General features: G+C 45.8%; 11 protein-coding genes. 2 read left to right on the top strand and 9 right to left on the bottom strand.

Annotated features, from left to right (window positions below):
- Positions 1-129: 129 nt before the first annotated feature.
- The 8 genes from sucD to sdhC all read right to left on the bottom strand — a co-directional run bounded on the left by sucD (position 130) and on the right by sdhC (position 9,745).
- On the bottom strand, positions 130-1,002 hold the full coding sequence (gene sucD / locus AB6E30_RS21830) for a succinate--CoA ligase subunit alpha (protein ID WP_004734209.1): 873 nt from the start codon (positions 1,000-1,002) through the stop codon (positions 130-132).
- Positions 1,002-2,168: an ADP-forming succinate--CoA ligase subunit beta gene (sucC, locus tag AB6E30_RS21835; RefSeq protein WP_010436793.1), complete on the bottom strand. Its 1,167-nt coding sequence runs from the start codon at positions 2,166-2,168 to the stop codon at positions 1,002-1,004. Before sucC ends, sucD begins: the two co-directional genes overlap by 1 nt.
- 206 nt (positions 2,169-2,374) lie before the next feature.
- The gene (odhB, locus tag AB6E30_RS21840) at positions 2,375-3,583 is read right to left on the bottom strand and encodes a 2-oxoglutarate dehydrogenase complex dihydrolipoyllysine-residue succinyltransferase (protein ID WP_017056410.1); all 1,209 of its coding nucleotides are present in this window, start codon (positions 3,581-3,583) and stop codon (positions 2,375-2,377) included.
- Between the two features lie 21 nt (positions 3,584-3,604).
- Positions 3,605-6,421, bottom strand: a complete 2,817-nt coding sequence (sucA, locus tag AB6E30_RS21845) for a 2-oxoglutarate dehydrogenase E1 component (RefSeq protein WP_017061946.1) — start codon at positions 6,419-6,421, stop codon at positions 3,605-3,607.
- Between the two features lie 97 nt (positions 6,422-6,518).
- Positions 6,519-7,232 (bottom strand): succinate dehydrogenase iron-sulfur subunit, encoded by a 714-nt coding sequence (locus AB6E30_RS21850; RefSeq protein WP_010436773.1) that lies wholly within the window; start codon positions 7,230-7,232, stop codon positions 6,519-6,521.
- 12 nt (positions 7,233-7,244) lie between these two features.
- The gene (sdhA, locus tag AB6E30_RS21855; protein WP_017061947.1) at positions 7,245-9,011 is read right to left on the bottom strand and encodes a succinate dehydrogenase flavoprotein subunit; all 1,767 of its coding nucleotides are present in this window, start codon (positions 9,009-9,011) and stop codon (positions 7,245-7,247) included.
- A complete protein-coding gene (gene sdhD / locus AB6E30_RS21860) occupies positions 9,012-9,359 on the bottom strand; it encodes a succinate dehydrogenase, hydrophobic membrane anchor protein (protein WP_010436768.1) in 348 nt (115 codons plus the stop codon).
- Positions 9,353-9,745 (bottom strand): succinate dehydrogenase cytochrome b556 subunit, encoded by a 393-nt coding sequence (gene sdhC / locus AB6E30_RS21865; protein ID WP_017061948.1) that lies wholly within the window; start codon positions 9,743-9,745, stop codon positions 9,353-9,355. The genes sdhD and sdhC overlap by 7 nt, the downstream gene beginning before the upstream one ends.
- A 417-nt stretch (positions 9,746-10,162) precedes the next feature.
- Here sdhC and AB6E30_RS21870 point away from each other — a divergent pair, with 417 nt between their 5' ends.
- Positions 10,163-11,452 carry a citrate synthase gene (locus AB6E30_RS21870; protein WP_017061949.1) on the top strand — a complete coding sequence of 430 codons (1,290 nt, stop codon included), beginning with the start codon at positions 10,163-10,165 and terminating at the stop codon, positions 11,450-11,452.
- A gap of 248 nt (positions 11,453-11,700) precedes the next feature.
- Here AB6E30_RS21870 and AB6E30_RS21875 read toward each other — a convergent pair whose 3' ends face one another.
- Positions 11,701-12,459, bottom strand: a complete 759-nt coding sequence (locus AB6E30_RS21875; protein WP_372105235.1) for a Nif3-like dinuclear metal center hexameric protein — start codon at positions 12,457-12,459, stop codon at positions 11,701-11,703.
- A gap of 90 nt (positions 12,460-12,549) precedes the next feature.
- Between AB6E30_RS21875 and AB6E30_RS21880 the strand changes: the two genes are divergently transcribed.
- A complete protein-coding gene (locus AB6E30_RS21880; RefSeq protein ID WP_372105237.1) occupies positions 12,550-13,308 on the top strand; it encodes a DUF1853 family protein in 759 nt (252 codons plus the stop codon).
- Positions 13,309-13,402 lie beyond the last annotated feature (94 nt).

Here is a 13,402-nt window from a genome sequence, read left to right on the forward strand (position 1 = left end):
CCGTAGAGGACTTTCACCTCCTAGATCAACGCCATGCTCGGCGCACCATAAAAAAAGGCTTGGTCAGTGACCAAGCCTTTTTAATATCGTTTCAATTAACTTCTATCTCAATCGATAAAAGCCAGCTGATTACCAACCCGTGATTTCACGTAGGCCTTTACCGATGTCAGCAAGAGACTTAACAGTCTTAACGCCTGCTGCTTCTAGTGCTGCGAATTTATCTTCAGCAGTACCTTTACCGCCAGAGATGATTGCGCCTGCGTGGCCCATACGCTTGCCCGGAGGAGCAGTAACACCAGCGATGTAAGATACAACTGGCTTAGTTACGTTTGCTTTGATGAACTCAGCCGCTTCTTCTTCCGCAGTACCACCGATTTCACCAATCATTACGATTGCTTCAGTTTCTGGGTCTTCTTGGAAAAGTTTTAGGATATCAATGAAGTTTGAACCTGGGATAGGGTCACCACCGATACCAACACATGTAGACTGACCAAAGCCTTCATCTGTTGTTTGCTTAACTGCTTCGTACGTCAGAGTACCGCTGCGAGATACGATGCCTACTTTACCCTTCTTGTGGATGTGACCAGGCATGATACCAATCTTACACTCGTCTGGAGTGATAAGACCTGGACAGTTAGGACCGATCATGCGAACGCCAGTTTCTTCTAGCTTCACTTTAACGTCGATCATATCTGTTGTAGGGATACCTTCAGTGATCGTTACGATCAGTTCGATACCTGCATCAATCGCTTCTAGGATTGCATCTTTACAGAAAGGAGCTGGTACGTAGATAACTGTTGCTGTTGCGCCAGTTACTTCTACCGCTTCACGTACTGTGTTGAATACTGGAAGGCCTAGGTGAGTTTGACCACCTTTACCAGGTGAAACACCACCAACCATTTGCGTACCGTATGCGATAGCTTGGTCTGAGTGGAATGTACCTTGACCGCCAGTGAAACCCTGACAGATTACTTTAGTGTCTTTGTTAATTAATACAGACATTATTTAGCCTCCGCAGCAGCAACAACTTTCTGAGCAGCATCTGTTAGAGATTCAGCTGCAATGATATCAACATCAGAATTAGCAAGTACTTCGCGACCTAGGTCTGCGTTTGTACCTTCTAGACGAACAACTACAGGAACTGTTACGCCGACTTCTTTAACTGCACCGATAATACCTTCAGCGATCATGTCACAACGAACGATGCCACCGAAAATGTTTACGAGTACTGCTTTAACATTGTCATCAGAAAGGATGATCTTGAATGCTTCAGCTACACGCTCTTTAGTCGCGCCGCCGCCTACATCAAGGAAGTTTGCTGGCTTGCCGCCGTGTAGGTTTACGATATCCATCGTACCCATCGCAAGGCCTGCACCGTTAACCATACAGCCAACGTTGCCATCTAGTGCTACGTAGTTCAGTTCCCACTGTGCTGCGTGTGCTTCGCGCTCATCTTCTTGAGATGGATCGTGCATTTCACGAAGTTTAGGCTGACGGTACATCGCGTTTGAGTCGATGTTGATCTTGCCGTCTAGACAAAGCAGGTTGCCTTCGCCAGTAATTACAAGCGGGTTGATTTCTAGTAGAGCTAGGTCGTACTGAGAGAACATTTGGCCAAGACCCATGAAGATCTTAACGAACTGTTTGATTTGATCGCCAACTAGACCAAGTTTGAACGCCAGTTCACGGCCTTGGTAAGCTTGAGGGCCTACTAGAGGATCGATCGCTGATTGGTGAATCAACTCTGGAGTTTCTTCAGCGATTTTCTCAATGTCCACACCGCCTTCAGTTGACGCCATGAATACAATTTTACGCGTTGCGCGGTCAACAACAGCACCTAGGTAAAGTTCGTTAGCAATGTTTGATGCTTCTTCAACTAGGATCTTAGTTACAGGCTGACCATTAGCGTCTGTTTGGTAAGTCACTAGGTTTTTACCTAGCCACTTTTGTGCAAACTCTTTAACGCCTTCTTTGGTGTCATGTAGCTCTACGCCGCCCGCTTTACCGCGGCCACCAGCGTGTACTTGACACTTAACGACTTTCTTGGCTGTACTGATACGACCTGCAGCTTCGAAAGCTTCTTGTGCAGTATCACATGCGAAACCTTCTGGTACAGGCAAACCGAATTCTGCAAACAGCTGTTTGGCTTGGTATTCATGCAAATTCATTTTGATATTCCGTTTATTTTCCCTTAAGGGATTATTATTTCCATAACGACACAGTTTCCTGTGTTACGTCTGTAGGGTCTTCTCAAAACAACTGCTGTCCATTTTCTAATGGCTTTACAGTTCAATTGAAGGCCAGACGTTGAGCAGCCTAGCCTTTGAAACTTTTTACGTCTAGCTAACGGGGTTAACTAGACGTTTTAGCGATACTAAACGTCTAATAGCAGACGTGCAGGATCTTCTAGAAGCTCTTTGATGGTCACTAGGAAGCCAACTGATTCACGGCCATCGATTAGACGGTGGTCGTAAGAAAGCGCTAGGTACATCATTGGTAGAATCTCTACCTTGCCATCAACAGCCATTGGACGGTCTTGGATTTTGTGCATACCCAAAATTGCCGCTTGAGGCGGGTTGATGATTGGCGTAGACATTAGAGAACCAAATACACCACCGTTTGTGATAGTGAAGTTGCCGCCCATCAGTTCATCAACCGTTAGCTTGCCGTCACGACCTTTGATTGCTAGCTCTTTGATGCCTTTTTCGATATCAGCGAAACCTAGTGTGTCACAGTCTTTGAGTACTGGAGTCACTAGACCACGTGGCGTAGATACCGCCATGCTGATGTCGAAGTAGTTGTGGTAAACGATATCTGTACCATCAATAGAAGCGTTCACTTCTGGGAAACGTTTTAGCGCTTCTGTTACTGCTTTCACGTAGAAAGACATGAAGCCAAGACGCGTGTCGTGACGCTTCTCGAATTGGTCTTTGTACTGCTTACGAAGGTCCATGATTGGCTTCATGTTCACTTCGTTGAAAGTAGTCAGCATTGCTGTGCTGTTTTTCGCTTCTAGAAGACGGTTTGCAACTGTCTTACGTAGGCGAGTCATAGGCACGCGTTTTTGGCTGCGAGCCGCTGCTGGCGCTTCAACTGCTGGTGCAGATGCTGCTGCCGGAGCCGCTTTCGCTGCTGCTAGGTGTGCGTCGATGTCTTCACGAGTAATACGACCACCAACACCAGTGCCTTTAACGTCAGCTGGTTGTAGGTTGTGCTCAGCAAGCAGGCGACGAACAGCTGGGCTTAGCGCGTCGTTGTTCTCTTCTGTTAGCGCAGCTTTATGGCGCTTATCAGGAGATGCTTCTGTATCTTCAGTGGTGTCTTTCGTTGGTTCACCAGCGACAGCACCCGGCTTGATTTTAGCCAGAAGCTGCTTAGAAAGTACCGTAGCACCCTCTTCTTCGATGATAGCTTCCAGAACACCCGCTTCAGGAGCCGGTACTTCTAGAACTACTTTATCTGTTTCGATATCTACAATGACTTCATCACGTGCAACCGCTTCGCCCGGTTTTTTGTGCCAAGTAGCAACTGTTGCATCAGCCACAGATTCAGGTAAATCTGGAACCAGAATTTCAATTGTCATGTGCGTATTTTCCTTTTACTTCTAGTTCTTAAGTAGGGTCAAAGCGTCGTCAACTAACGCTTTTTGTTGTTTCAAGTGTACTGACATATAGCCAACAGCTGGTGATGCTGATGCAGGACGACCTGCGTATTGAATATCAGCACCTACTGGGATAGCAGCTCGGAAATTATGTTGGCTACTGTACCAAGCACCTTGGTTTTGTGGCTCTTCTTGACACCAAACGTAATCGACTACATTTGTGTATTGTGCGATGGCAGCTCTCACATCCTCATAAGGGAACGGGTAAAGTTGCTCAATACGTACAATAGCGACATCGTCTTGCTCGTTCTTACGTCTTTGGTCAAGCAGGTCAAAGTAAACCTTACCTGAACAGAACACGACGCGTTTTACGTTCTCAGGCGCCAGGTCATCAATTTCTGCGATAGCTGGTTGGAACGTGCCTTCTGCCAAATCTTCAAGAGAAGAAGTACACAGAGGGTGACGAAGCAATGACTTAGGTGACATTACAATCAGTGGACGACGCATTGGTCGAACAACCTGACGGCGAATCATGTGGTAAACCTGAGCTGGTGTTGAAGGAACAACAACCTGCATGTTTTGTTCAGCACATAACTGAAGGTAACGCTCAAGACGTGCAGAAGAGTGCTCCGGGCCTTGGCCTTCATAACCGTGAGGAAGCAGCATAGTTAGACCACATAGACGTGCCCACTTTTGCTCACCTGATGAAATGAATTGGTCGATAACAACTTGTGCACCGTTTGCGAAGTCACCAAATTGAGCTTCCCAAAGGGTTAGACCGCTTGGCTCTGCTGTCGCGTAACCATACTCAAATGCGAGTACCGCTTCTTCAGATAACACAGAGTCAAACACTTGGAATGGCCCTTGTTTATCATGAATGTTCGCAAGAGGAACATACGTGCTTGCATCTGATTGATTGTGCAGTACTGAGTGACGGTGGAAGAACGTACCACGACCTGAATCTTGGCCTGAGATACGAATACGCTTACCGTCGTCAACAAGTGTTGCGTATGCCAGAGTTTCAGCCATACCCCAATCGACTTGTTTCTCACCATTCACCATGGCAGTACGATCGTTGTACAGTTTATTTACTCGGCTTTGCAGCTTGTGGCTGTCCGGGTATTGACAAAGTTTGGTACCAAGCTCTTTCAGGCGCTCGATATCAATCTTGTTATCCCACTCGATGTTCCAGTCGTGACCTAGGTAAGGAGACCAGTCTACTGAGTGAAGTGCCATTGGACGCCACTCTTTAACCACAACTTCACCGTGATCAAGTGCATCACGATATTCGTTAACTAGCTGAGTTGCTGTATCAATACCAAACTCACCGCGCTCCATTAGCACGTCAGCGTAAAGCTTACGTGGTGTTGGGTGCTTCTTGATTTTTTGGTACATCAAAGGCTGTGTTGCATTCGGCTCATCGGCTTCATTGTGACCGTGGCGACGGTAACAAACCAAATCAATAACAACATCACGCTTAAACGTATTACGGTAATCCAATGCAAGACGCGCAACAAACGCAACCGCTTCCGGATCATCAGAGTTAACGTGGAAAATCGGAGCCTGAACCATCTTCGCGATATCGGTACAGTACATCGTAGAGCGTGTATCGCGAGGGTTAGACGTTGTAAAACCAACTTGGTTGTTTACAACGATACGAACCGTACCACCTACACAGAAACCACGAGCTTGAGACATGTTAAAAGTCTCTTGTACTACACCCTGACCAGCGATAGCTGAGTCACCGTGGATAGTAATTGGAAGTACACGGCTACCATCATTATCACCAAGGCGATCTTGACGTGCACGTACTGAACCGATAACTACCGGGTTTACGATTTCTAAGTGAGATGGGTTAAATGCTAGTGCTAAGTGAACGTTGCCGCCTGGCGTTGCGAAGTCCGCAGAGAAGCCTTGGTGGTATTTCACATCACCAGTACCCCACGTGTCATCGTGCTTGCCCGCAAACTCGTCAAACAGGTCTTGTGGCTTTTTACCAAGCACGTTGACCAACATGTTTAGACGACCACGGTGAGCCATACCAACAACAACTTCACGCATGCCTTGTCCGCCAGCATGACGAATAATTTCTTTCGTCATTGGGATAAGAGCATCACCACCTTCCAACGAGAAGCGTTTTGCGCCTGGGAATTTCGCACCAAGATAGCGCTCAAGACCTTCAGCAGCAGTTAGCTCTTCTAGGAAAGCTTGCTTTTCTTCTTTGTTGAAAGAGGGTTGACCAGATACAGACTCTAAACGTTGTTGGATCCAACGCTTTTGCTCTGTATTTGTCATGTGCATGTATTCAGCACCAATAGAGCCACAATACGTTTGCTTTAGAGATTTGTAGAGATCTTTAAGCACCATCGTCTCTTGGCCAATGGCGTAAGAGCCGACGTTGAACGTCTCATTGAGGTCATCTTCGGTAAGAGTGTGGAAAGAAGGGTCCAGTTCATCAACTGTCGCTCTTTTCCATAAACCTAGGGGGTCTAGATTTGCTGCTTGATGCCCTCGGAATCGATAGGCATTAATAAGTTGCAGAACCTTTACTTGTTTCGCATCGACATCTGGATCACTAACTTGGACACTGTAATGCTTTGTTTCTTGAGCGAGTCGACGGAAGTATTCACGAACACGAGAGTGTGGTTGTTCCACTGTCTCTGAAGCTTGCACAGGCAGTTCTTCAAAAACACTTCTCCATTCGTCACTTACCGAATCTGGGTCACTTAGATACAGTTCATAGAGTTCTTCTACGTACGTTGCATTGGCGCCAGCCAAGTGTGAAGACTCGAGCCATGCCTTCATCACGCCGTTGTGCATATTTTCCCTTAACCAGTAGTTTTCACGTTTGCTGCGGTCTATGCCGAGCTATTAAAAGGCCGCCCCAAAACTTCTAGGGCGGCAATTTTTATATAACTTAAACCGAACGATTCACTAGCATGGTCTTGATGTGACCAATCGCTTTCGTCGGATTTAATCCCTTAGGACAAACACTTACACAATTCATGATGCCATGGCAACGAAAAACGCTAAATGCATCATCAAGATCGGACAAACGTTCGTCTGTCGCTGTATCTCGGCTATCAATTAGCCAACGGTACGCTGCAAGCAGGCCTGCTGGTCCGATGAATTTGTCAGGGTTCCACCAGAATGATGGGCATGACGTTGTACAACATGCACACATGATACATTCGTACAATCCATCTAAATGAGCACGCTCATCAGGGCTTTGTAAGTTTTCACGAGCCGGTGGCACATTGCCATCAGACACTAAGAATGGCTTCACTTTTTCGTAGTTATCGTAGAACTGAGTCATGTCTACAATCAGGTCACGAACAACGGGTAAGCCAGGCAGTGGGCGAATCACAATCTTGTCTTGGCCCGAAAGCGCAGACAATGGCGTGATACACGCTAGGCCATTTTTACCGTTCATGTTCAAACCATCCGAGCCACATACACCTTCACGGCATGAGCGACGGAATGAGATTGTTGGATCTTGCTCTTTCAACAGAATAAGCGCATCCAAAAGCATCATGTCTGAACCTTCATCCACTTCTAGAGTGTATTCCTTCATATAAGGTTTCTGGTCGACATCTGGATTGTAACGATATAAAGAGAAATTCAGTTTCATGGTCATATCTCCTTAGTACGTACGTGCTTTTGGTGGGAACGCTTCACGATGGATAGGTTCCATGTTTACACCACGCTTAGTCATGCTCTCTGACTCTGGGTTGTAAAGTGAGTGGCATAGCCATTGCTCATCATCACGGTCAGGGAAATCGAATCGAGCGTGTGCGCCACGGCTCTCTGTACGGAAATTTGCAGCAACAGCCGTTGCGAATGCCGTTTCCATCAAGTTTTCAAGCTCTAGACACTCGATACGTTGAGTGTTGAACTCTGTAGACTTATCAGATAGGTGTGCATTTTTCAGACGCTCGCGAATCGCTTTTAGCTCTTCTAGGCCTTCAGCCATTGCTTTGCCTTCACGGAATACTGAGAAGTTGTTCTGCATACATTGCTGAAGATCTTTACGGATTTGCGCTGGATCTTCGCCGTCTGTGCTGTTTTCCCAACGGTTGTAACGCTCTAGTGAACGCTCAATGTCAGCTTCAGTTGCAGGTTTCGCTTCGTCTTGCTTCTTCAGTGTCTCACCTAGGTGTAGACCTGTCGCACGACCAAATACCACTAAATCAAGCAGTGAGTTACCACCTAGACGGTTGGCACCATGTACTGATACTGATGCGATTTCACCACAAGCAAAGAGACCTTGGATTTCAACATCGTTGCCGTCTTCGGTTTGCTTAATAGCTTGACCAGAAACTTGTGTTGGAACACCACCCATCATGTAGTGACATGTAGGGATTACTGGGATTGGCTCTTTCACTGGATCAACGTGAGCAAAGGTACGAGAAAGTTCACATACACCAGGAAGACGAGATTCAAGCGTCTCTTTACCTAGATGATCAAGCTTAAGCTTGATGTGTGGACCCCAAGGGCCATCGCAACCGCGACCTTCACGAATTTCAACCATCATTGAACGAGCAACAACATCACGACCCGCTAAGTCTTTAGCGTTTGGTGCGTAACGTTCCATGAAGCGTTCGCCGTCTTTATTGAGAAGGTAACCACCTTCACCACGACAACCTTCCGTTACCAATACACCTGCACCAGCGATACCCGTCGGGTGGAACTGCCACATTTCGATGTCTTGCATAGGAACGCCAGCACGAATCGCCATACCAACACCGTCACCAGTGTTAATGTGTGCATTGGTTGTTGATGCGTAGATACGACCAGCACCACCAGTCGCAAGGATTGTTGCCTTCGCTTTGAAGTAGCAAACCTCGCCCGTTTCCATACAAAGCGCGGTAGTACCTAAAATTGCACCATCTTCGTTTTTAACAAGATCCAGTGCATACCACTCAGAGAAAACCGTCGTTTTGTGTTTAATGTTTTGTTGGTAAAGCGTATGAAGCAGTGCGTGACCAGTACGGTCGGCTGCAGCTGCGGTACGAGCCGCTTGCTCACCACCAAAGTTTTTAGATTGACCACCGAAAGGACGCTGGTAAATAGTACCGTTCTCAAAACGAGAGAAAGGCAGGCCCATTTTTTCGAGTTCGATTACCGACTCAGGACCGTTTTTACACATGTATTCGATAGCGTCTTGGTCACCGATGTAATCAGAACCTTTTACTGTGTCATACATATGTTGTTCCCAATGGTCTTCATGCGCGTTACCAAGAGCAACAGTGATGCCGCCTTGCGCTGAAACCGTATGAGAACGAGTAGGGAAAACTTTAGAAAGCAATGCACAAGAAAGGCCTTGCTCAGAAATTTGCAGTGCGGCACGCATACCTGCACCACCAGCGCCGATCACTACGGCATCAAACTCACGAACAGGAATAGTCACTTACGCACCCCACAAAATAAACAGACCAGAGAAGAAATATCCAAGAAGAACTGCAACAACACCGACTTGAAGACCAACACGCAGTTTTGCGCATTTGATGTAGTCAGTTAGTACTTGCCATAGGCCGATCCACGCGTGAACCAAAACAGAAGTAAGCGCTAACATGGTGAAGACTTTAGTGAAGGTTCCACCAAAGAATTGCGTCCAAGATGCGTAAGAGATATCACCAGAGAAAGCACAAAAGCTAACTAGGTAGATAGTGTAAAGCGTCATAATGATGGCAGTAGCACGAATCAATAGATAATCGTGGACACCATTACGACCAAAAGTAGAAACGTTGTTTACCATACTAAGATCCCCGCTAGTAGAGACAATACCGCTGTTGCTGCGAATGCAACCTTAGCGCTCTTCGCGCCAGATTCCAGCTCTTCAAAGTGACCAAGGTCCATAAGAAGGTGACGAATACCACCAGCAATGTGGTAAGCCAAAGCGGTTAAAATGCCCCACAGAATAAACTTCACGAAGAAACCATCGACAATGTCGCTAGCTTCGGCAAAGCCTACTGGGGATGAGAGGGAAATGGATAGTAACCAAAGCAAAATTCCAATCGCGACAAAAGTTATCACCCCAGACACACGGTGTAGGATGGAAGCTATTGCTGTGATTGGAAAGTGGATGGTCTGTAAATCTAAATTAACAGGTCTTGTCTTTCTTTCTTTCACGGGCTTGCTCACTCAGCTCCATTGAGCATTATGGTCATTAAATAACCTTATGATATTGTTATGGACAAAATTTGATTGTAAACCTTCAAAATTTAACATTAACTTAACAAATAACTGAAGTTGAGCCTTAGATAATTGTAAAATAATTGTTAACTGCTCGATTAAGAAAGACACCTCACATTTCTTCTTAGCCTTGCATTTATAAGGTTTTAACCAAACTTTTCAGCGTCACTATACGACTGGCAACATTCTAATACAATTGATGTAACAAATAATGCTACACAGACCAGATTTTTAACGAATTTAATGTAAAAAACACTAACAAGTGCACACAAAGCTTCAGAAAAATTGACTTTCCCACGTAAGACCAGTAAAAAAATGGCACATAAACATCCTGGACGGATTAAATAATAAACAAAGGAGATTGTTATGGCGGATAAGAAAGCTACCCTTCACATTGAAGGTCAAGCGCCAATCGAGCTGCCGATTACAGAAGGTGTACTTGGTACTCCAGTGATCGATGTTCGTACACTAGGTTCTAATGGTTTTTTCACTTTTGACCCTGGTTTTCTTGCCACTGCATCCTGTGAGTCTCAAATCACTTTTATTGACGGTGGAAAAGGCATTCTTTTACATCGTGGTTATCCAATCGACCAACTTGCCAATAACGCTGATTACTTAGAAGTATGTTACATACTTCTTTACGGTGAAGCCCCATCTCGAGCTGAGTACGAAAAGTTCAAGACTACCGTGACACGTCACACTATGGTGCACGAGCAAATCGCTAGTTTCTTCCACGGCTTCCGTCGTGACGCTCACCCTATGGCTGTAATGTGTGGTGTTGTAGGCGCTCTAGCGGCGTTCTACCACGACTCACTTGATGTCAACAACGATACACACCGTGAAATTGCGGCATACCGCCTGATTTCAAAAATGCCAACACTGGCTGCAATGTGTTACAAATATTCAATCGGTCAGCCGTTTATCTACCCACGTAACGACCTAGGCTACGCAGAAAACTTCTTACACATGATGTTTGCAAACCCATGTGAAGAGTATGAAGTGAACCCTATCGTTGCTCGTGCAATGGATAAGATTTTCACTCTACATGCTGACCACGAACAGAACGCTTCTACGTCTACAGTGCGTCTTGCTGGTTCATCTGGTGCTAACCCGTTTGCGTGTATCGCAGCAGGTATCGCATCACTTTGGGGCCCAGCTCACGGCGGTGCAAACGAAGCTTGTCTGCGCATGCTTGAAGAGATCGGTAGCGTAGATAACATTGAAGAATACGTTGCGAAAGCAAAAGACAAAGATGACCCATTCCGTTTGATGGGCTTCGGTCACCGTGTTTACAAGAACTACGACCCACGTGCAACAGTAATGCGCGAAGCGTGTCACGAAGTGCTTAAAGAGCTAAACATCCAAGATCCACTACTAGACGTAGCGATGGAACTTGAGCGTATCGCTCTTTCTGATGAGTACTTTGTTTCTAAGAAGCTATACCCGAACGTAGATTTCTACTCAGGTATCATTCTGAAAGCAATCGGTATTCCAGTATCTATGTTTACAGTAATCTTCGCGATGTCTCGTACCATCGGTTGGATTGCTCACTGGAACGAAATGCACAGCGATCCGACGAACCGTATCGGTCGTCCTCGTCAGCTATATACTGGTGAAGAACAACGTGACTTTAAAGCACTTCACGAACGTGAATAGTTGCTATAAATCATAATGTTAAAAGGGGTTGATGTGAGAACATCAACCCCTTTTCTTTTGTACGCTCTCAACCCCGTCATCCTCAAGAATGCGAAGTGAACGAATAAAATAATATCGTCATCCCCAAGAACGAGGGACGAATGAGTTGGGGATCTCCTTAAGCGAGCAGATAAACTATACAGGTTACCTGCTCAATTCTAGAGAACGACGCATACACTCGACTCGTACTCCTTATCTCGCATCTGCTCTTAAACTGGGTTATCGATATCGATAAACTCAACATCCAAGCAGTGCTCTTTTGCTAACCACTCACCTAGTGCCTTCACGCCGTAGCGTTCTGTCGCATGGTGACCTGCAGCAAAATAATGGATGTCTTGCTCGCGGGCCGAGTAAGTTGTGCGCTCAGAAATTTCACCAGAAATAAAAGCATCAATGCCTTGAGAAGCCGCTAGCTCAATGTAGTCTTGACCACCACCAGTACACCAACCGACGGTCGTTATCATTTTGTCTTGATTTTCTGGAGCGATATGCAGTGGTTTGCGATTTAGCACTTGATCGATTTTTGCTGCAAATTCAGTACCTGTCATTGGCGCTTTTAATTTACCAAACATAGCAACCGATTGTGGGTGCCCTTCCAAGCCGCCTTCAACTTCTATCTCAAGTAACTCTGCCAATTTTGCGTTGTTGCCAAGTTCAGGGTGGATATCAAGCGGCAAGTGATAACCTAAAAGGTTGATGTCATTTTTAATTAGGGTACGAATACGCTTGCCCTTCATGCCACGAATCGCTTCTGACTCGCCTTTCCAGAAAAAGCCGTGATGGACTAACAAAGCGTCTGCGTTCAGTTCTACCGCTTTATCAATCAAGGCTTGAGAAGCTGTTACACCAGTAACGATTCGCTTCACTTCTGTCGCGCCTTCAACTTGAAGACCATTAGGACAGTAATCTTTAATCTGCTGTGGCTGCAGTTTTTCGTTAAGTAGCTTTTCTAATTGTAAGTTAATCATTTTTCTTTCCAGCTTACCTTTATAATAACGTCGTTATATCAATTTACGGGTAGAATGTCGAAAGCCCCACGATGAGTTTATGAGGAAGAGATGACAGCACTGCAACGTTTTTACCAATGGGTCATCGACTCACCGCCATTACTAGAAATCAAGCCACCGGTTTCGGATCTCAGTGCATTCTCTAGCAACCATGCCATCGACTCATCACATACTTATGAGGGTAATCCTAGATTAGGTTTCCTCTACCAATATCTATGCGAGCAAGTGATCGCTGCCTCACCGAATTACTCGATAAAGCACGACGAGATTCAGATCAATGTGGAAGGCAGAACTCTCGGTGCAATCGACTTTATTCTTAAAGAGGAGAGCAGCCAAAAGCTGGAACATTGGGAAGTGGCGATTAAGTTTTATCTGCTCCACGAACAAACATGGTTTGGACCCAACTCTCACGACCAATTGGATAAGAAACTCGACAGGATGCTCAGCCACCAACTCGAAATGTCCTCTTCTGCCGCCTTTGTTGAGCAATATCCAGAAATCGATGTCGACTCAAAACACTTACTGATGCAAGGTCGTCTATATACCAACCCTTTCTTAGAGCAAAACATACCGACAAAATGCTTGGGCTATGACATTAATTCAAGCCAAGTAAACGGCTTTTGGTGCTATCAAGATCAGGCTCATTTAATCAGTGAACCACTGTATCCACTCACCAAAGAGCAATGGGCAGCAGGGACGGATGATTTCAGCGGTGAACCCATCGCCGAATTTGGTGATCGCTTCGTTCATGGGCAAACCAAGTCTGGTCAATTCTGGTTTGTGATGCCGCAAAGCTGGCCACACGGCTAATCCATTCGTCATGAACTGACTTAGTCTAGCCACTTACTCACAGACAATCGAGTAGGAGGAGGCCTCACGGCCTCCGTCCTCTCACACCACCGTA

It is taken from the genome of Vibrio sp. 10N.247.311.12 (assembly GCF_041467515.1).
Lineage (GTDB): Bacteria > Pseudomonadota > Gammaproteobacteria > Enterobacterales > Vibrionaceae > Vibrio > Vibrio crassostreae_C.